The following is a 19,706-nucleotide window of genomic DNA, read 5'->3' as shown; positions in this document are numbered from 1 at the left end:
CTGGTGCGCGCCAATCTCATGCACCGCCGCAGGATCGACCGCCTGCTGCAACCCACCGCCACTCCGCCACACCATCTCCACCAGATGAGCCTCCAATGGTGACGAATTTAAACCGGACAGCAGTGGCTCAAGGCCTGGGATGACGGAGAGTGTGGTGGGGCGTTTTCGCCAAACGGGCCGCCAGAGTAGCGAGACACCGAACAAGAACGAGCGAGTGTCCGCCCCTCGCTCCGTCATGCTCGGCCCTGAGCCGAGTATCAACGCCGTATCCATCAGCGGCAGTGGCATGGATCCCAGACCCGAGGCCTGGGATGACGGAGAGTGTGGTGGGCGTTTTTCGCCAAACGGGCCGCCAAAGTAGCGAGACACCGCACAAGGACGAGCGAGTGCCCACACTACCCTCCGTAATCCTCGGCCTTGAGCCGAGGATCGGCCTTGAGCCGAGCATCCACGCCGCAACCACCGGCAGCAGTTGCACGGATCCCAGGCTCAAGGCCTGGGATGACGGAGAGTGTGGTTGGCGTTTTCGCCAAACGCGCCGCCAGAGTAGCGAGACTCTCCACAAGAACGAGCGAGTGTCCGCCCCACGTTCCGTCATGCCCGGCCTTGAGCCGAGGATCGGCCTTGAGCCGAGCATCCACCCCGTGTCCATCAGCAGCGGTTGCATGGATCCCAGGCTCGAGGCCTGGGATGACGGAGAGTGTGGTGGCGTTTTCGTCAAAGCCGCCGAAGTCGAGAGACTCCGCACAAGAACGAGCGAGTGTGATTGACGGTCAGGCCGCCCCGGCCGGATCGCCGATCGGCAGCAGGGCCGGGTCGAGCGGCCGGTCTTGCGGGTTCTTCGGATCGGCCGGATCCTCGGCCGGCGTCAGCGGCGGTTTTTCCTGCGTGGGATCGGGAATGCCGGGCGTCGGGGTCGGCTCGCGCGGCGGATCGGCATTGGGTGTCGGATCTCTGTTCGGCATGATCGCCTCCTTTTCGACAAGGGAACGGCACCGCCGGAAGATGGTTCCACTTTCACCAGCCGGCATTCCTCTGTATGAGGAAGCCTCTCAAGCATGGAAACCAGCATGGCCATCCGCGATCGATTTTCGAAGAAACTGAACTGCCCGCAATGCGGCAATAGCGGCTTTGCCGAGGCCTCGGAGATCGACGATCCCAAGCGCAAGCATCCGGATTTCAAGGTCGATCAGCTGCCGCGCGGCTTTGGCGTGCAGCGCCCTTCCAACCACCAGGAAAGCTTCATGCTGAAATGCGAATGCGGCCGCAAATTTCCCTTCCGCAGCCTGGCGGAGGCCGCGGCCGAGCGGCGCTGATTCAGCTCAAATCCGCTCCAGCACTTCGACGAAGGCATCGGCGAAGCGCACCAGATGCGCGGTGTCCTCGTCGGGCGCCTGCATGCGGATTTCGGTGCCGGCATAATCGAGCAGCGCCAGCACGACGCGCATCTCGCTTTCGCCATCGGGAATCCGCAGCACCGCGATGCGCCGGCAATCGGCGATCAGGCCGCCGGCCGGCAGGTCGAACAGAAGCTCGCCGCCCGCCCGGCCTGCCGCCTGGCGCACCGCCTCGCAGAAACCGGCATCGCCGCCGGCATAACCTTCGAGCGAAAGTTCGAGCTCGACGAGCTCCATCGGCAGCGTCGGCTCGCCGTGGTCGATTCCGCCAAGCGCAGACGCCTGCGGCCTTGCTGCTATCTCGGGTGAAATCATCCCGCCTCTCCTTGCCTTAAACCGGAGATGAAACCGCGGCAGAATGACCTTTTTTTCCCATATCAGCAAGGGCTCATGAATCGGCCCGGCGATGTCGGGAGAATTCCATCGGATATTCCGAAACAACAGTTTCAATTCAGCCGAATCTTGCCCCGATCCGGGTGATTTTGGGCCGGGCTGGCCAAAAATCTGAATCCGGATCCAAATCAAAGAAATAGAGCATGATGTCGTCCGAAAACCGCTTCACACTTTTCGGCATCATGCTCTAAACAGGGATATGGCGATTTGCGTGGTTGAGGGCGCGGCGCTGACGAGCAACCGGTAAGTTTGATGGCCATCCGTTACGACCGTCCCGTTTCCAGCGCCGCCCGCTTTTCGCGGCTGCTCGGGGCGTTTTCCCTGGTGCTGGCGCTGGCGGTGCTGATCGCCCATCGCTTCGGCGGGCTTGCCACTCCCTATCTCGTGCTGCTTTTGATCACCACCGCCGGTTTCGCGCTGCTGGCGGCCCTGCTGGCCGCAATCGGCCTGCGCAGCCTCTGGGTATCAGGCGCCGAAGGCGGGCTCGCCGCACTTGCCGCGCTGATCTATACCGCCTTTCCGCTCGCCATCGGCGCCTTGGCCGCCGAGCGCTACATGACGCTGCCCGACATCTACGACGTCTCCACCGATCCGGTCGCAGCACCTGACTGGCTCTCGACCCCGAAAGCCGATCAGATCTGGCTGAAGCGCAATCTCGTGACGCCGGAGGATCGCGAAAAGCAGATCGCCGCCTATCCCGAGCTGACCGGCCGGCGTTATGAGGGCGCGCTTGACCGCGTGCTGGAGGCGGTGCGCAAGGTCGCCAAGCAGAGCGGCTTTGTCATCGTCAGGAGCACCGGCACGACAGAGCCGGATCACGACCCGGAGGACAGACCGGCAAAGCCGGCGCCCGGCAGCGACGATGCCGTCGCCGACGCGCCCGGCATTGTTCCCGTGCCGACCCCGCGCCCCTATGTAGACGATGTCGCCAAGCTGATCCGCGGCGCCAACGGCGTGACGCTGCAGGCGACCAACCGCACGCTGGTCCTCGGCCTGCGCTTCGATATCCTTATCCGGCTCCGCGAAGAGGCCGAAACCACCTTCGTCGACATCCGCGTCGCCTCCCGCTACGGCCAACACGACCTCGGCTTCAGCGCCGCAATCGCCGGCGATTATTTGAAGGCGCTGGACGCCGAACTCCTGGGGCTTGCGGGTGGGTGAGCCGCGGTGCCGCCAAAGGCGGCAGCAATCGATCCAGTGAATCGATTGCAGCGGCGAACGCCCTGAGCCCAAGCGAAGGGCCGGGAGAGGGTGCGGCAAACTCAACCCACTTCCAGCACCGCAAACTCGACGCTCCTGCAGTATCACTCAACTGACCTCCCGCATTCCTGAGGACACAGCAATGAGGGAAGGAGAGGGCAGCCCGCACAACGATCAGCCCTCATCCTGAGGTGCCCCGCAGGGGCCTCGAAGGGCGAGCGCGGGTGGCACCAGTGGCCAGCCCCCGTCCTTCGAGGCTTCGCCCTGTGGGCTACGCACCTCAGGATGAGGCTGGAGAGAGGTCACGCCATGACGCTGGCGAGGGCTCACTCCAGCACCAGCCACCCCGAATACCGCACCACCAGCCCGGTCAGCGGCCCGCCGATCTCGACATGAAAATGAAACCGGCCATCGCGCTCCTCCTCGTAGGTGTCGCCGCCGGGCGCCAGGAACAGCGGCAGCGGGACCCCGAAAAACCGCCAGCCGCGCACGACAAGCCGCAGCCTGTCGCCCTCCGGCACCAGCGCCAAGAGCACCCGGAACGGACCGAAGACCTCGGCGAGCAGGTGCCGGTCGCCGCCCTTGCCCTCGGCCTGCCAGCTGCGGAACGCCTTGCCTCCGAATGTGCGCGTCCAGATCTCCCTGTCGCCATCGGTGGCGAAGCGCACCGCGACCGGCACATCGTCGCCGGCCGGGGGAAAGCCGATCACGCCGGCGACGAGCCGGGCGAGCAGTCCGCCGCCGCGCTCGATCCGTGCCCGGCCGGAGGCGAGGCGGGTGCCGCCGGCATGGATCGCGGCAAGGGCGGGCGGCAGCTGCTGCCAGGCGCTGCCGAGAATGCGCCGGTAGAGCGGCAGCGGCTCCTCCTCGTAGTCCAGCCGGATGCCTGAGGTGATCTTGAATCGCCGGAAGGCCGCTTCGAAATCCGCAAGCGACAATTCCCCCGCCGCCGGCCGCGCGCCACTCTGGGGCCGGATGCCTTCAAGCAGCCGGCGCACCAGAGCCTCCACGCCGATGATCGGAACGAACGGCCCGTCATCGCCTTCGGCAATCAGATCCCAGCTGGATGTCAGCCGCCGCCCATCGCGATCGAGCCCGCCGGCGCGCACGAACATGCCGCCGCGGTGGGCGCCGAGGGCGAGGCGATGGCTGGCCGCCTGCAGCGCCCGCGCAAACGGCGCGAGCGAGGGCAGCAGCCGCAGCTTCACCAGCCGGGCGGCAAGGCTCAGCAGCCGCTGCAGCGCCTGCGGCTCGGTGCCGACCCCGGTAAAGGTGGATTGCAGCCCGGCAATGTGCTGCGGCAGCAGCGCCAGATCCGGTGCATCGACCAGCAGGAACATCCGGCTGGCGAGCGGCGCCACACCGGGCGGCGCGATCTCCACCCGCATCTCGTCGATCAGCCCGCGCCCGTCGGCCGGCTGCCCCTCGCGCAGCACCGCCACCGGCTTGCCGGCATAACTTGCGATCGCCCTGACGACATTGAGGCCGATCTTCACATGCGCCGACGGGGCAATGCCGGCCGCCACACTTTCGATGCGGGAGAAATGCGGCGCCATCGCCTCCAGCGCCGCGAAGGAGAGGGCAGGCAGGCTGCTCAGACCCGAGAGCACGAAGATGCCCTTCGCCTTGGCTGCCGCATCGAGCCCGCTGATGCCGGCGACGAAGCCGGTGCTGTCGGCGAGATCGGCATAATCGATGCCGAGCTCAATGCAGGCCCGCACCACCTTGTAGCCATTGCCGGTGAAGCTCTGGAACGGCCCGGAGGCATCGACGACGAGATCGGGCCTCAGCCGCGTCAGCTGCTCCCGGAGGTCACCGTCACGATCGAAGGCGACCGCCTGCAGCCACGCCCCGAGATCGTTACTCCCGAGCCGCCCGGCGCCGCCTTTCGGCGACCGCATATCGAAGACGAAATCATCGGCCTTTTCGAGCGAGCGGCCGGCGATCAGCAACCGGAGCCGCGGTTCCTCGCCGAGCAGCTGGGCGAGCCGGCCGCCGAAGCTGCCGTAGCCGCCGATGATCAGCAGGGAAAAAGTGCCGCCGCTCATGTGATGAAGCGGCTGCGCTGCTCTGGCGTCGGCACCATGCAGCTCTGGCGGCCGGCAATCTTCAGCCGGTTGCGGGCGATGAATTCATAAAGCGCGTCCGCTGCGCGCCGCGGCAGCAGCCGGAACAGCTTCACCAGCGAATAGGGAAAGCCGAGCCCCGCCACCATGCGGATCGAGCCGTCGGATTTGAAGAAGGCGCGGCCGCCTTCGATCAGGATATTGGTTTCGTAGTCGCGGCAATCGAGCCCGTAATGCCGGTAGAGCGCTTGCCCGAGCGGCGACTGCGCCGCGACAAAGCGGTAGCGGTGCCGCCTGTCGTGTTTCAGCGCGAACTTCACCCAGCCGGAGCAGAAGACGCATTCACCATCGAAGACGATCAGCGGCCGGTCATCGGCAAAGGCGGGCACGGCGGGATCGGTGCGATAGCTGTAATCGGCTCGGCCCATGCTCATCTCCCCTCCGCCTCTCCTTTACGCCGGCCGGTAGCGCGCGGCAAGCGAGGGCGGCCCATCCGCGACAATCGCGCCGCGCTCGACCAGATCCTCGATATGGGCGAGGAGGGAAAGCGCCGCCGCCCCATAGAGCTTCGGATCGGTATCGCGATAGATCGCCTTCACCATCGCCGATATCTGACGATCGCCGGCCGCGACCCGCGCCAGCACCGCCCGCTCGCGCCCCAGCCGATGCGCCTTCAGCGCCGGCAGAAAGGTCTTCGGCTCGCGCACCGGCCCGCCATGGCCGGGCAGCAGCAGGCCGTCCTCGCGCGTAATCAGTCTGTCGAGCGAGGCCATATAATCCGCCATCGCCCCATCCGGCGGGGCGACGATCGAGGTCGACCAGGCCATGACATGATCGCCGGAAAACAGGATGTCGCGGCCTTCGAGCCCGAAGGCGGCGTGATTAGCCGTATGCCCCGGCGTCAGCACCGCCGTCAGCGCCCAGCCATCGCCCGCTATCGTCTCGCCATCGCCGAGCGCGACATCCGGCACGAACTCCATATCCGAGCTTTCGGCAAAGGGATTGACCTCGCCCTCCCTGAGCCGCCGCGCCGGCCGGTGCGGCCCTTGCCCCACCGTCAGCGCTCCCGTTTCCGCCTGCAGCCGCCGGGCAAGCGGCGAGTGATCGCGATGGGTATGGCTGACGAAGATATGCGTCACCTCCCGCCCACCTATCGCCGCCATCAGCGCCTGAAAATGCGCCTCGTCCTCCGGCCCGGGATCGATGACGCCAAGCGAGGAAGAGCCGACGAGATAGCTGTTGGTGCCGAAAAAGGTGAAAGGCCCGGGATTTTCCGCCGTGATGCGCAAGATATCGGGAGCAACCGGCACGGCGCGCCCATAGGCCGGCTCGAAAGCAAGGTCGAATGCGGGACTTTCCATGCGGGACGATGATCTCAGGTTGATAATATCGCCTTATGCTAGCACGCCGCCCGCCGCTTCGCGCGCATAAATCTGCACGAGGCTTAAACTTAGTCATTGTGACAGGCAAAGAGCTTTGCTAATCAGGCGTCGATTTGTGAGCAAGCGGTTCGCCGCTCAAGCTCTGGTGGGGCGTAGCCAAGCGGTAAGGCAGCGGTTTTTGGTACCGCCATCCCCTGGTTCGAATCCAGGCGCCCCAGCCAATGTTCCAGGTTTTCCAGCATTTCTTTGAAGCGCAACTTTTCTTTAATGTGCGTTTTGCTCCGCCTAGCTGCGTAATCTTTGATAATTGGCTGTGCAAAAATAGTTCGGATCTCAAAGTTATCCGGAGCTTTCCATCAAAAGTTGCGCTAAATATTGCGCGATCGGAATTAGGCGTTTACGCCGGCTTTGATGCAGGTGGATGGGGAGTAGATTTTGGATACGGCGACAACGACAAAACCCTCCCACGACTTATTGCCAGGAACGTTTGTCCGCATTCGCTCTAAAAGCTGGGTCGTTGAGCAAAGTGGAAGAATCGGATCGATCCCGTTCGTTGATCTGATTTCCGTTGAGGACGACGCACAAGGCGAAGCGCTGCGCGTCACCCTTGCGTCGGAAGTTGATGAACAGGTGATCGATCCCAACGATTGGTCGGCCCTCTTCCAGACAACGTTCGAGGGACCTGAGCGTCTCGGCGCGTTTTTGCGGGCGACTGAATGGCGGACGGCATCTGCGGCAGATCGAAAGCTCTTCCAAGCTCCGTTCCGAGCCGGCATTCGCTTGGATGCCTATCAACTCCTGCCGTTGGCAAAGGCCCTGGACCTGCCTCGCGTCAATCTGTTGATCGCCGACGACGTGGGTCTTGGCAAGACGGTCGAGGCTGGACTGATCGTCCGCGAACTTCTTCTCAGGCGACGTGTTGAAATTGTCGTTGTCGCGGCTCCAGCTTCCATGCTGCTACAGTGGCAAGATGAACTCTCACAGAAATTCGGGTTGGATTTCACCATCGTAGACCGTGAATATCTGCTGGAGACGCGCCGCACCCGTGGCTTCTCGGCCAATCCATGGAGCGTCGGTTCGCGGTTCCTTGTGTCACACAGCGTGCTTTCGGACGAGACCTACATGTCTGGCCTCCGTGACCTTCTCGGCGAATTTCGCGCGAGATCACTGCTCATTCTTGATGAAGCCCATCACGCTGCGCCTTCCTCCGGAACCGTCTGGGCAACCGAAAGCCAAATGACTCGTGCCGTGCGGCAGATCGCGGGTCGCTTCGAACATCGCCTGTTTCTGTCGGCTACGCCGCACAACGGTCATTCCAACTCATTCGCGACGCTGCTGGAAATCTTGGACCCGCAACGCTTCACAAGAGGCATCAATGTCGATGCGAAGGAACTCGAACCGGTCATGGTTCGTAGGCTCAAGGAGGACCTGCGCCTCCTGGGGCAGCCCTTCCCCGAGCGGATCGTCAAGCCGATCAAAATTGAGAACTTGCCTGGCAACGCCCCCGAACTCACGCTCGCAGCGATGCTGGACGAGTACCGGTCGTCATCCAATGGCGGCTCGCGGGCTCGTTTCCTGTTTGCCAACCTCCAGCAACGCCTGTTCTCCTCAATTGCGGCGTTCGACAGAACGTTGAGAACTCATCGCAAGACGCTCAATCGAAAGCGAGAGGAAGCCGGTGTCTCTGCAGACGACGTCATCGATCTGGCCGAAGACAACGATCTAATCGATGTGGCGACGGTCGAAGCGCGCTCAGAGCTCGGGGATATCGACGCCGCGATTGCCCACGTCGATCACATGCTGGCGATTTCCAGTGTCGCGAAGGACGGTCCTGACGGCCGAATAGAGGCGATTTTGGATTGGGCCGAGGCCGAAATGCTGGACGGCTCGCACCAATGGCGCGATCGTCGTCTTATCCTTTTCACTGAATGGGATGATACACGTCGCTGGCTCGTGGATCGATTGAAGGAAGGCCTTCTCAGGCGGAGCCGCAACAGGGTCGACCTCGACGGTCGCATCCTCGTCTTCACCGGCCAGACCAGCCTTGAGGAGCGGGACCGCATCAAGATTGCCTTTAATGCCCCGTTTGATCAGGAACCGGTCCGCATTCTGGTTTGTACTGATGCGGCACGCGAAGGCCTGAATTTACAGGCAAGATGCCATGACCTGATCCACGTCGATCTGCCTTGGAATCCTTCGCGCCTGGAGCAACGAAACGGCCGAATTGACAGAAAGCTACAGCCCTCGAAGACCGTGAACTGCAGCTATTTCTTCTACACCCAGCGTGAGGAGGACCGGGTTCTCGATGCCTTGGTGCGCAAGACAGAGGTCATCCGAAAGGAACTTGGGGCCTCTGGTGAAGTGTTGCGGCAGACAATTGAGAAGCGCCTGTCACGAGATGGTATTCGCCGCGGCGAGGCGCAACGCATCTCCGCCGAGATCGAAGCCGAGAACTCCTCCAAGGTCTCGACTGCCGAAAAGGAACTCGGCGACGAGCAGGAAAAACGTCTGGGGCGGCTGAAGGAAGAGCAGGACCGACTTCAGCGCCTTCTCGAGCAGGCACGTAAGCGGGTCGGTGTCGATGGAGCCGAAATCCGGCAGGTGGTCGAGATCGCTTTGAAGGACGACAACGCTGCGCTATCTCCAGGGCATTTCAGCGTGCCTGAGGCTCTTGCACTTGATCCGCAGCATCCCGCGTTCGCCAAGGATCGCAGTTGGGCAACGCTTTTTGACGAACTCCGTCCCGGCCGCCCTGGCCGTCCCTATGAACGGGAGCGTTGGCGTCGGAAGACACCGGTGCGCGGCCTCGTCTTTGAACCTCCCTTCGTGAAGGAGGGACAGCCAGAGCCACAGGACGTCGTTCAGCTCCATCTGGAGCACCGACTGGTCAAGCGGCTGATCTCCCGGTTCGCGTCGCAAGGTTTCCGCTCCAATATCGGCAGGGTCACCGCTATCATCGGTCCTGGCGCGCAGCCGCGTGTCGTCTTGATTGGCAGGCTATCGCTCTTCGGTCCTGGTGCGCGCCGGCTGCATGAGGAAATCATTCCGATCACCGCTGCTTGGCGCGATATTCGCCGAGATGAGGCCCCTCTGTCGCCTTTCGCAGAAGGGGGCGAAATGACGACCATCGACCAGTTGGATGATGCTTTGCGCACGGGGCGCACGCCGATCCAAAGCGTCGTGGAACGATTGGAGAGAACGGTGGAACTCGACATCCGTGATCTTCGCCCATACCTCGAGACGAGAGCCGAAGCGTCGGAAAAGAGGGCCCTGACCGAGCTTGCTGAAAACGGCCGGCGTGAGGGGGAAGCCATGGCTGATCTCCTCACACGCCAGATTCAGAAGGTGCGAGATGCGATGCGCGAGAAGAAGCCGGTAGACCAATTCGCTTTCGACTTTTCGACGGAAGAGCAGCGTCAACAGTCGGAGAAGGAGATGCGGCAGATGGAGGCTGATCGCCGCACCTGGGACCAAAAACTGCTTCGCCTGCAGGATGACCTCGATCACGAACCCCAAAAGGTCAAAGACGGGTATGAAGTGAAGGCGCGGCAGTTGGAGCCGCTCGGCATCGTCTACCTCTGGCCCGCGACGAATTGAGCAAACCCATGAATTTCTACGCACGCGCAGACGAAACCACGGAATGGCTGAATTACCTTCAGCCCGAAGGTCTGGTCGTCGGACCCAACGTCCTTCGGGACAAGGGTCTCACCCCAATCCGACAGACGCCTCTGGATACCGAAGCGGTTGCCGAGGCGCTGGAGCTATCTCCAGAGGCCAGGCGAGAAGACGACAAGTTCTTCGTGCTGCGCAACACCTGGGACTTCCTAGAGACGGTGCTCGGCTGGCCTCGCAAACTGGTCGCCGGCAGCCCAGCGGGACCGGCGGTTTCTGTCGATCTGACACGGGTGGTTCCCGAACATGAAACCCTGCTGACACCGGACATGGTCGTACTATGGAACGACGTGACGGAAGAGGGCGTGCCTGCGCAGATGCTGGTCTGCGTGCATCCGAACCTGGACGCCGACGGTCGAGGGCAGTTCGGTGATAGCGAATGGGAAGCAAGTCCGCATCAGCGGCTGGAACGCCTGCTGCGTGAAACCGGTGTGGGCGTTGGTCTGCTGGTCGCGCGCAATACTCTGCGGCTGGTCTATGCCCCGCGTGGGGAAACGGCGGGCTGGATATCCTGGCCGCTGGCCGCACTTGGGCGAGTCGAAGGTCGGCCCATGCTGGCCGGTCTCAAGCTTTGCCTTGGCCGAAATGCGTTGTTCACCGGCGCGCCGGACAAGCGGCTACGCCCGGTTCTCAAGCAATCACGAGAGGCCCAGAACGAGGTCTCGGAAAAGCTGTCGGGCCAGGTTCTCGGCGCGCTGCATGAGCTGTTGCGCGGTATTCATCAGGCCGATTCCGAACGCATCGAAGGGCTGGCGGAAGCGGACTCGCACCACCTTTACGAGGGACTGCTCACCTGCCTGATGCGGCTCGTCTTCCTGCTCTATGCAGAAGATCGCGACCTCTTGCCCTCGTCGCCCGATCCGCAGCTGAAGACGCTGTGGGAGGGTGCCTATTCCATCAAGACACTCTACGCCAAGCTCCTCACCGACGAAGCGCTCAATCCGGATACGATGGACGAGCGTCGAGGCGGCTGGGGCCAGCTTCTCGCCGTCTTCCGCATCATCCATGAAGGTCATGGAGATTGGGTCGCCCGGCGCGGCGGCAAGCTGTTTGATCCGAATGTTTTCCCGTTTCTCGAAGGGCGGGACAAAGGCAGCACCACGGACGACGCGAAGGTTCTGCCCATCTCTGACGGCTGTATCCTGCGCATTCTGCATGGGCTGATGACCGTGGAAGCCAGAAGCCTGTCGGGCGAGAAAATCCGCGAACGCCTATCATACCGTTCCCTCGACGTCGAAAGCATCGGCTCGGTCTACGAAACCGTTATGGGATTCACTGCCCTGCGGGCCGATGAGCATATGATCGCCCTGCGCGACGAAAAGAAGCTGCCCACCTTCATCGGCCTCGAAGCGCTTCTTGCCCAGACGCCGAATGACCGGCAGAAGTGGCTAAAGGATCACGCCATCAAGCTGTCGCCCAAGCTGGCGAAGGGCGTCAAGGAGGCCACGGATGTCCCGGCGCTGCTCGATGCCTTGGGTAGCCTAGTCGATCTGCGCGCCACGCCGGACGGGTCCGCCATCAGTCCAGGCACGCCCTATCTGCAGCCGACCGAGGAACGCCGAAGATCAGGCTCGCATTACACCCCGCGTTCGCTGACCGAGCCGATCGTTCGCCATGCGCTGGAGCCAGCCTTTGAGCGGATAGGTCCCAAGGCCTCGCCCGAGGCAGTGCTGTCGTTGAAGGTATGCGATCCGGCCTGCGGGTCCGGCGCATTCCTGGTCGAAGCCTGCCGCCAGCTCGGCGCGCGGCTTGAACAGGCCTGGAACATGTACGGCGCAGAAAGACCGACCATTCCGCCGGATGAGGATGAGGCGCTGCATGCGCGGCGTCTGGTTGCCCAGAAATGCCTCTATGGCGTTGACCGCAACCCGATGGCAGTGGACCTGGCGAGGCTGTCGCTTTGGCTGGCGACTCTAGCGCGAGATCACGAATTCACTTTCCTCGATCACGCCATTAAGAGCGGCGACAGCCTGGTCGGCTTGACGCGGCACGAGATCGAGGCTGCGCACTGGGATGCCTCGAAACTCGGCCTGCCGCTTTTCCGTAGCATGATCAAACAGGCGGTGGACCGCGCCCAGGAAGTACGCGAGGCGATCCGCAATGCCCCTGACGATGTCACCCGTGCCGTGCAGGAGTCCCGCTTTCGCCGTGTCGAGACGGAAGTGGAGCCGGCACGCATCGTGGGTGATGCCGTCGTCGCGGCGTTTTTCGCCGCCGATAAGGCCAAGGCGCGTGAAGTGGAACGGGCCAAGGTCGAAAGCTGGATCGGCGGCCATCTTCAGCCGCGTTGGGACCTGCTGGAGGCGAAGGCGGAGGCTTTCCGAGCAGAACACCGATGGCGGCCATTTCATTGGGAGATTGAGTTTCCGGAAGTCTTCAATCGCAACAATACGGGCTTCGATGCCATCATCGGTAATCCGCCATTTGCCGGTAAGAATACCATCTCGGCGGCTTCAGGGCCGCTCTACTTGCCTTGGCTGCAGCAACAGCATGAGGGCGCTCACGGGAATGCCGACCTCGTCGCGCATTTCTTTCGCCGTGCGTTCAGCCTACTACGCAAAGACGGTGCTTTCGGCCTGATTGCTACTAACACGATCGGCCAAGGAGACACTCGAGAAACTGGGTTAGCGATGATACTGCGGAACGGCGGGAGTATCTTTCGTGCGAACAAGCGTTACCAGTGGCCGAACGAAGGCGCGGCAGTCGTAGTGTCTATTGTGCACATACGGAAAGGTGACGAATTACGTTCGGCAGTTCTCGAAGGGAAGCAGGTTGGCCGTATATCAGCTTACCTTGTTTCTGGTGAACTCGATGAAGCGCCGAATCGTTTGGCCGTGAACATGGAGAAAGGATTTCAAGGATCAACAATACTCGGAATGGGCTTTACTTTTGATGACGCAGGAGCGTCTAAGGGTAACTGCGCATCAACTAAAGACCTTGAAGCCCTTCTAGCCCAGCACCCAAATTATGCTGAAAGAATTCATCCGTACTTGGGCGGGGAAGACATAAATAGCAGTCCAAACCAGTCAACCAATCGGCTTGTGGTAAACGTCTCTGACTTGACGGAAACTGAGTTGCGCTCGTCGTGGCTGGAATTATACAATATATTGGACAAGTACGTTCGCCCGGAACGGCAGAAGGAAAAAAACAAGCAGTACGGCTACATGTATTACGAGTGGTGGCGATACTGGAGAGAGCGGTCAGAACTATATTCGACGATTTCAGGCAAAGAATACATTCTCGCGGTCTCGCGTGTTTCAGCTCATCATAGTGTTGCGCGCGTTAAGGCCGATCAAATATTCGCTGATAGTACAGTTGTTTTTGCCTATCCAAATTTCGCCCCCTTTGCTGTACTCCAATCCCGCGTTCATGAAATCTGGGCACGCTTTTTCTCCTCCACGCTCGAAGATAGACTGCGCTACGCACCGTCCGATTGCCTCGAGACCTTTCCATTTCCGCCGGGCTATGAGTCTGACCTTACACTTGAAGTGGCAGGGGAGTTCTATCACGACCGCCGGGCTGAGCTGATGGTCGCCTCGAACGAGGGTATGACCAAAACCTACAATCGCTTTCATAAAGAGGAGGAACGCGGAGAGCCTATCCAGCGCCTGCGAGACCTGCACGACGAAATGGATCGTGCCGTGTTGCGCGCCTATGGCTGGGACGACCTCGCCGATGAACTGCATCCTATATTCCTGACCGAGGAGACCGAGAACGATCACACCTATCAGGGTCGCTACTTCTGGAACGCCGAAGGCCGTGATCGCGTGCTGTCTCGCCTGCTGGCGCTCAATGCCGAGCGCCACTCGGAGGAGGTCAGACAAGGCATCGCGCCGAAGGGCTCCACTCGGAGCGATGAAGATGGGAATGGGGAAGTCGCGGTATGACAAAGGTGCCTTTATCTAAAGTCGAACAGACTAGCCGATGTGATTGCGACGATTCAGTTCATGTCGCTGAACGTGCGCTCGAGCCAACCGTGCGAGAAGTGGGCGCACTTCATTTCCGGCGACGAGATGAAGGCGGGTCATTGGCGAAACGTTTTCAATGACCATCCGGAGTTCTTCCGCAAGTCGCCTGACAACCAAGATCACTATGCGCTGATTTGGCGGCGCGCGTCGCCACGCCTTTATTATCGCAAGGAGGATCGGCTGCTGACGACGCCGGAATACGATCAACTTTCTGCTGAAGAACGGAACTCTGTGTCGCGTGTGCGGGTGCCGGAGACCGAGATCAAGACGCTGATCGACATCGCCATTGAGCTGCATGCAAAAGCGCGCGAGCAACACACAGACTGGCGATGGTGGGTTCCGATTGTTGCAAGCTTCCTTGGGTCGCTCGTCGCGTTTTTGCTCGGCGTCGCTTTCGGCAAATGGAGTTTCGCAAGAAATTCTTGCAAATGTTATTCCGCAAGATTATATGGGGCAAGGAGAACCCCAATGATCACGACAATCGGCGCACGCATTAAATCGCTGCGCGAACAGCGGAAGCTGTCACAGGAAGATTTGGCCGAGAAATTCGGCTTTAAGGATCGCCAAACCCTTTCGGCCATCGAAACCGGTGAACGCAAGGTCGCGGCGGACGAGCTGCTGCGTGCTGCCCAAATCTTCGGCGTGTCCATCGACTACTTCACTGATCCGTTCATGTTAGCCGGGGAAGGCAGTTTTTCCTGGCGGCAGACTGGAGTCGATGGCGACCGGCTGCGCGGCTACGAAGAGTCGGCCGGCCGTTTGATTGCGGCATTCCGCACGCTCGCACGCCAGACAGGTCGCGAGCCTCCGCTCATCCGGCCAGCGCTGAGTCTATCAAGGCAGTCGAGCTTTGACGACGCGAGTGCCGACGGCGAACGCTTCGCGGCGGAATTTGATCTCGGAGACGTGCCTGCACGCCGGCTGGCTGATGTCATGGCTGAAAAGCTTGGCATTCTTGTCTTGATGGTCGACCCGATCGAAGGCGTTTCGGGCGCAGCCTGTCGCCTGCCCGAGCTGGATGTCGTGCTCATCAATCGCAATGAGATAACGGGTCGACGTCATTTCGATCTTGCCCACGAACTCTTTCACATCCTCACATGGGAGAAGATGCCGCCTGAGCATATCGAGGAGGTAATGCCGAAAAAGCGGAGCCGCGTTGAGCAGTTGGCGGACAATTTCGCGTCGGCGCTTCTTATGCCTGCCGCGGTGTTGGATCGGTTCGGTGATTGGGGAAATCTGACCGAAGAGAAATTGGTCGATCGCCTTAATGAGGTGGCCGATGAGTTGCTGGTGACGTCTCAGGCTCTGCGTTGGCGTCTTGTTGGCATGGGACGCCTAAGCCGCGTCCAGAGCGACGCAATTTCTGACGACGGTCTTAGAAACAACGGGAGGGCGAAACCGGGGAAGCCGGAAGCGCCCCCACTTTTCTCCAAGCCATTTGTTCAAATTGTTGCTACCGCATTGGATGAAGGCCAGACCTCAATGCGCCGGATTGCCTCGATCCTCGGTCTGCCCATTGACGATTTTGCGGAGCTATTTCTATCCCATGGCGTCGAAGCGCCTTACGAGTTGTGAGGCTGCATGGCACGACACCATGGTCCCGTTCTCGTTGACACCAACGTCATCATCGAGTGTTGGCGCGTCTCCGCGTGGAAAGCGCTTTGTGGAGGCTATGCGGTTGAGACGGTCGGCGACTGTTTCATCGAGACGCAGACGGGCTACCAGCAGCGGCGGCCCGAGGAGCAGATTGAGAATGATGTGCTGACGAAGACGCTCACGGCGGTTCATGCCGTTCGTGATGCTGACCGCGCCGAGGCTGTGACCAAAGACCCTTCGATCGCCTATCTTGATGATGGCGAACGCGCGCTCTGGGCACATGCTATCAGCCGAAAAGACGCTTGGGTGTTGTGTGGCCCGGACAAGGCCAGTCTCCGGATCGGCATTCGCCTTGGCATGCGGGATCGTCTCGTGTCGCTTGAGCGATTGCTTGGCGATGTCGGCTTCAAGCCCAGGCTGGACCTCAGGACACCATATACACAAAAGTGGCTTGATCAGGCGTTGACGCAACTTGCGCAGCTGGAGGGGAAGTAATGTCGAACAATACGACCACAACACCGTTGCAAGATGCGCTGAGCACCCTCCCCAAGCCGGCATCCCCCGTTGAAGTTCGTGAACGCTTGATGAACCTGATGCGCCGCGATCTGGTTGGAGCGCATCCTGACCTCGATCCTGATCTCGATCGGGAAGTTATTTCCGGCACGAGCCCCTCAACCTGGTATCTCACCGGTTTTCTCGCCCCCCGCCGCAAGGACCGCCGTGAACGCCGCGCCGAGAAAATTTTCGGAAACGGCGCTGCCGACGACGAAAAGGCAGAAGCCCAGCTCGACGCCCTGCGCTCAGCCGAGGGTATGGAACTGGGCGCACCTGGCTCGGGCAGCGCCGTCGACGACGGCGCGAGCGAGCGGCCGCCGATGCGTTCCTTTGTTCCCTCTTCACTGGGTCTGACAGTGCTGCTGCCGCGCTCGGCGAAGACGCTTCAAGCGCGCGTTACGTGGGGCGACTACGTTACCGAACCGCCGCTCGACAAAGCCGTGTTTTTGCCCGACGAGAGAGAAAAGGCCGTTCAGGCAGGCGAGCCGCCGAAGGAGCCGCCCAAGAGTTCACTCGATTGGCGCAGGATTCCGCGCGAGGAACGCCTGACCATCGATGTGGCAGCATTGCAGGAGGGTATTCCCCAGCGCATCGTGGTGCCTGAGAGCGCAGCCCCGCAGGTGCCAGGGGGCGGGCTCGAACTGGTGGTTACCGTGCGGCCGGCCCAGACGGCAGGCATCGATGGCATCCGGGACGATGTTCTGGCGGTCTCCGTATTTCTTGTGAACGCCCGCCCGGAAACATATCGCCGCTTCGGGGACATCGCCTTCTGCTTCCAGGCTCGCCTCGAACTTCATGCCGTTGATGGTTTTGCGCCTCGCGATGACCGCGCATCGTATGATGCCAGCGATTTCGATGAGCGCCTTGCTGATCTCCATTACCGCGACGTCTGTTCCTTTGCCGTTGGCCACAACACCTCAGCCGATTGGTGCGTGCTCGACGAGCGTGGTCGGATCGTGACCGTATTCACCAATCCTATCCCCGTCCAAGAGGTGGAAAAGCTTGGTGCCGACATTCCCGTTCCCGCTGTGGTGCGGAGCATGGACGAACTGGAGAAGGCCGCGGCTGATGTCGCCAGTCTGAAAGCCGCACTTTCCGCCCTGCCGGTCGAATATGCCAAATGGGCCATCGAGCAGGATGGGTTGATCGCCAACGTCTCGGGAGCACGCCGCCAACACGTCGCGCGCGACTGCCTTGTGAAAATCCGCGAGGCCTGCCGCCGCATCGAAGGCGGGATCGATCGTCTGGTGAATGACCCGACGAGCCGCGAGGCCTTCCGTATCATGAACAAGGTCATGGCGCGGGCGAACCGACAGCGGGCTGCGGCCGACAACAAGAAGCCGCTGTCAGAGCAACGCGCACCGACATGGCGCTTGTTCCAGCTAGCCTTCATCCTTCTCAACCTCGACGGTTTGGCTGACCCCGGCCATGACGATCGGCCGATTGTCGATCTCCTGTTCTTCCCGACCGGTGGCGGCAAGACAGAAGCCTATTTGGGGCTCGCGGCCTTCGCCATTGCCCGCCGCCGTCTGGCCAATCCGGGCCTGGAGGGTGCTGGGCTGTCGGTCGTGATGCGCTACACGCTGCGGCTTCTGACGCTCGACCAGCTGCAACGTGCGGCAGGTCTCGTCTGCGCGCTCGAGCTTGAGCGGAAAAGCAATCCTGAACTCGGGACCTGGCCCATCGAGATCGGTCTCTGGGTAGGGGGAGGCGCGACCCCCAACGCACTCGGCGACGCCAGGAACAAGAACCCAAGCACTGCCGTTGCCTGGTTGGCGGAACACCGCAGCCGAAACGGGCCGGCACCGGCCCCGATGAAGAACTGCCCTTGGTGTGGTGAGCGCTTCAACAAGAACAGTTTCCAGATTCATCCAAACCTGACCAAGCCAGAACGCCTGGACATTCGCTGCGACAATCTGGATTGCGAATTTTCAGGCGCTGACCGTCTACCGATAGTGGTGGTCGATGATGAGATTTACCGTCGTCTGCCAGCCTTCATGATCGCGACTGTCGATAAGTTTGCCAGCGTCCCCTGGGAAGGTCGCGCAGGCGCATTCTTCGGCCACGTCACCCGCTCGGATTATTCAGGGTTCTACGGTGCCGGGGAAGCAGATGGCACCCGCATGTCGCGGGAACTGCGCCCCATCGACCTGATCATCCAGGACGAACTGCATCTGATCTCCGGACCACTCGGCACCATCGCCGGCCTTTACGAGACGGCATTCAATCTGCTCGCCTCACGCCAGATCAACGGCGAGCGTCGTGGCCCGAAGATCGTTGCGTCCACGGCAACCGTTCGGCGGGCGGAAACCCAGATCAAGAACCTATTCGGCCGCTCGAAGACGGCGATCTTCCCGCCGCCCGGCATCAGCCGCCACGACTCCTTCTTTGCGAAGGTCGACCGGGAATCGCCATCGCGCGTCTATGCCGGCATTGCATCGCCAGGCCGTGGCCCGAAACTGGTTTACCTGCGCGCGCTGCAGACCATCCTCTCCGGTGCCGCAGCCCTTTCGACAGGGAACGACAACGATCCTGCCGACCCCTACCTGACGGCTCTCTGCTACTTCAACGCCCTTCGAGAGCTCGGAGGCGCACGGCGTATCGTCGAGGACGAGGTGCGGGCGCATCTGACCAGCTACGGCAGCAGCCGTGTCCGCAAACAACCGAGTGGGCAGCCGTTCGCCGATCGGACATTGCGTGAAGTCCAGGAGCTGACTTCGCGTTACAGCACCGACCAGGTATCGGAGGCACGCACGCGGCTAGGCTATCCGGTGCTAGAGAAGAACGCTGTCGATGTAGCCTTGGCGACCAACATGATTTCTGTCGGTCTGGATATCGGCCGCCTTGGTCTGATGGTTGTGCAAGGTCAGCCGAAAACGGCTGCCGAATATATTCAGGCGACGTCTCGCGTCGGCCGTGAAGCCTCCAAGCCCGGGCTCGTCATCACACTTCTCAACATCCACAAGCCGCGAGACCGAACGCATTACGAACAGTTCCGCGCATTCCACATGAGCTTCTACCGCGCCGTCGAGCCCACAAGCGTCACTCCGTTCTCTCCTCGGGCATTGGACCGGGCACTTGCAGCAACACTCGTTGCCGCCGCGCGCCATGTGGAGCCTGACCTCAGCCAGAACGACTTTGTCACGCGGATGGGGGACAACCCCGCTGCCTATACGGCTGTTCGCAAGATCGTCGAAGAAAAGATGGCGACCGCGAACGTCGAGCAGGAACTGGTCGACCGGTGCCTTGCCCGGCTTGATGAGTTGCGCGACGCGTGGATATCAATAGCTGACAGACAGACGGAAAACGGGGATCGCTTCGTCTACGCGAAAGCGGAGCCGGTGCAGCGCCTGTTGCAAGACACCTTGGGCCTACGCGGAAACAACTTCTTCGTCGCTGCTCGATCCATGCGCGATACCGAACCGGTCGCACTGCTGAAAATCAGAAGGCCTGACGGCCGCTTGTTCGAGTAGCGAG

General features: G+C 61.4%; 12 protein-coding genes and 1 tRNA gene. 8 read left to right on the top strand and 5 right to left on the bottom strand.

All coding sequences use genetic code 11. The features are described from left to right. Positions 1-773 precede the first annotated feature (773 nt). A complete protein-coding gene (locus tag A7X77_RS30275) occupies positions 774-965 on the bottom strand; it encodes a hypothetical protein (RefSeq protein WP_064686509.1) in 192 nt (63 codons plus the stop codon). A gap of 105 nt (positions 966-1,070) precedes the next feature. Between A7X77_RS30275 and A7X77_RS30270 the strand changes: the two genes are divergently transcribed. Continuing rightward, positions 1,071-1,316 carry a hypothetical protein gene (locus A7X77_RS30270; protein WP_064686508.1) on the top strand — a complete coding sequence of 82 codons (246 nt, stop codon included), beginning with the start codon at positions 1,071-1,073 and terminating at the stop codon, positions 1,314-1,316. A 6-nt stretch (positions 1,317-1,322) separates the two neighbouring features. On the opposite strand, the gene A7X77_RS30265 is transcribed toward A7X77_RS30270, so the two are convergent. Continuing rightward, positions 1,323-1,712 (bottom strand): hypothetical protein, encoded by a 390-nt coding sequence (locus A7X77_RS30265; RefSeq protein ID WP_064686503.1) that lies wholly within the window; start codon positions 1,710-1,712, stop codon positions 1,323-1,325. A 330-nt stretch (positions 1,713-2,042) separates the two neighbouring features. Here A7X77_RS30265 and A7X77_RS30260 point away from each other — a divergent pair, with 330 nt between their 5' ends. Further along, on the top strand, positions 2,043-2,951 hold the full coding sequence (locus A7X77_RS30260; RefSeq protein ID WP_064686502.1) for a DUF1499 domain-containing protein: 909 nt from the start codon (positions 2,043-2,045) through the stop codon (positions 2,949-2,951). A 365-nt stretch (positions 2,952-3,316) separates the two neighbouring features. Here the strand turns inward: A7X77_RS30260 and A7X77_RS30255 are convergent, their stop codons facing one another. From A7X77_RS30255 to A7X77_RS30245, 3 genes are read right to left on the bottom strand one after another with little or no spacing between them, the layout of a single operon-like run. Further along, the gene (locus tag A7X77_RS30255; RefSeq protein ID WP_064686501.1) at positions 3,317-5,038 is read right to left on the bottom strand and encodes an SDR family oxidoreductase; all 1,722 of its coding nucleotides are present in this window, start codon (positions 5,036-5,038) and stop codon (positions 3,317-3,319) included. Next, a complete protein-coding gene (locus tag A7X77_RS30250) occupies positions 5,035-5,484 on the bottom strand; it encodes a thiol-disulfide oxidoreductase DCC family protein (RefSeq protein ID WP_064686500.1) in 450 nt (149 codons plus the stop codon). Before A7X77_RS30250 ends, A7X77_RS30255 begins: the two co-directional genes overlap by 4 nt. A gap of 24 nt (positions 5,485-5,508) precedes the next feature. Next, complete coding sequence (locus A7X77_RS30245; protein WP_064686499.1) at positions 5,509-6,417, bottom strand: MBL fold metallo-hydrolase; 909 nt, start codon at positions 6,415-6,417, stop codon at positions 5,509-5,511. Between the two features lie 167 nt (positions 6,418-6,584). Between A7X77_RS30245 and A7X77_RS30240 the strand changes: the two genes are divergently transcribed. The 6 genes from A7X77_RS30240 to drmA all read left to right on the top strand — a co-directional run bounded on the left by A7X77_RS30240 (position 6,585) and on the right by drmA (position 19,702). Next, positions 6,585-6,659 (top strand) — tRNA-Gln (locus tag A7X77_RS30240). A gap of 214 nt (positions 6,660-6,873) precedes the next feature. After that, a complete protein-coding gene (gene drmD / locus A7X77_RS30235; RefSeq protein ID WP_064686498.1) occupies positions 6,874-10,035 on the top strand; it encodes a DISARM system SNF2-like helicase DrmD in 3,162 nt (1,053 codons plus the stop codon). Between the two features lie 8 nt (positions 10,036-10,043). Continuing rightward, entirely contained in the window at positions 10,044-13,997 is a 3,954-nt protein-coding gene (locus A7X77_RS30230) for an Eco57I restriction-modification methylase domain-containing protein (protein ID WP_064686497.1), read from the top strand. A 60-nt stretch (positions 13,998-14,057) separates the two neighbouring features. Beyond that, a complete protein-coding gene (locus tag A7X77_RS30225) occupies positions 14,058-15,653 on the top strand; it encodes a helix-turn-helix domain-containing protein (RefSeq protein ID WP_156668173.1) in 1,596 nt (531 codons plus the stop codon). A gap of 6 nt (positions 15,654-15,659) precedes the next feature. Next, on the top strand, positions 15,660-16,169 hold the full coding sequence (locus tag A7X77_RS30220) for a hypothetical protein (RefSeq protein ID WP_064686496.1): 510 nt from the start codon (positions 15,660-15,662) through the stop codon (positions 16,167-16,169). After that, positions 16,169-19,702 carry a DISARM system helicase DrmA gene (gene drmA, locus A7X77_RS30215; RefSeq protein WP_156668172.1) on the top strand — a complete coding sequence of 1,178 codons (3,534 nt, stop codon included), beginning with the start codon at positions 16,169-16,171 and terminating at the stop codon, positions 19,700-19,702. Before A7X77_RS30220 ends, drmA begins: the two co-directional genes overlap by 1 nt. Positions 19,703-19,706: the final 4 nt, after the last annotated feature.

The sequence above is a fragment of the Rhizobium bangladeshense genome (genome assembly GCF_001662075.1).
In the GTDB taxonomy this organism is placed as follows: Bacteria; Pseudomonadota; Alphaproteobacteria; order Rhizobiales; family Rhizobiaceae; genus Rhizobium; species Rhizobium bangladeshense_B.
This window is presented reverse-complemented; position numbering and strand designations above follow the sequence as displayed.

Bases quoted from the DNA above. Each gene is read 5' to 3' on its own strand.
- A7X77_RS30275 (WP_064686509.1), bottom strand. From the start codon at position 965: ATGCCGAACAGAGATCCGACACCCAATGCCGATCCGCCGCGCGAGCCG.
- A7X77_RS30270 (WP_064686508.1), top strand. From the start codon at position 1,071: ATGGCCATCCGCGATCGATTTTCGAAGAAACTGAACTGCCCGCAATGC.
- A7X77_RS30265 (WP_064686503.1), bottom strand. From the start codon at position 1,712: ATGATTTCACCCGAGATAGCAGCAAGGCCGCAGGCGTCTGCGCTTGGC.
- A7X77_RS30260 (WP_064686502.1), top strand. From the start codon at position 2,043: ATGGCCATCCGTTACGACCGTCCCGTTTCCAGCGCCGCCCGCTTTTCG.
- A7X77_RS30255 (WP_064686501.1), bottom strand. From the start codon at position 5,038: ATGAGCGGCGGCACTTTTTCCCTGCTGATCATCGGCGGCTACGGCAGC.
- A7X77_RS30250 (WP_064686500.1), bottom strand. From the start codon at position 5,484: ATGGGCCGAGCCGATTACAGCTATCGCACCGATCCCGCCGTGCCCGCC.
- A7X77_RS30245 (WP_064686499.1), bottom strand. From the start codon at position 6,417: ATGGAAAGTCCCGCATTCGACCTTGCTTTCGAGCCGGCCTATGGGCGC.
- A7X77_RS30230 (WP_064686497.1), top strand. From the start codon at position 10,044: ATGAATTTCTACGCACGCGCAGACGAAACCACGGAATGGCTGAATTAC.
- A7X77_RS30225 (WP_156668173.1), top strand. From the start codon at position 14,058: ATGTCGCTGAACGTGCGCTCGAGCCAACCGTGCGAGAAGTGGGCGCAC.
- A7X77_RS30220 (WP_064686496.1), top strand. From the start codon at position 15,660: ATGGCACGACACCATGGTCCCGTTCTCGTTGACACCAACGTCATCATC.
- drmA (WP_156668172.1), top strand. From the start codon at position 16,169: ATGTCGAACAATACGACCACAACACCGTTGCAAGATGCGCTGAGCACC.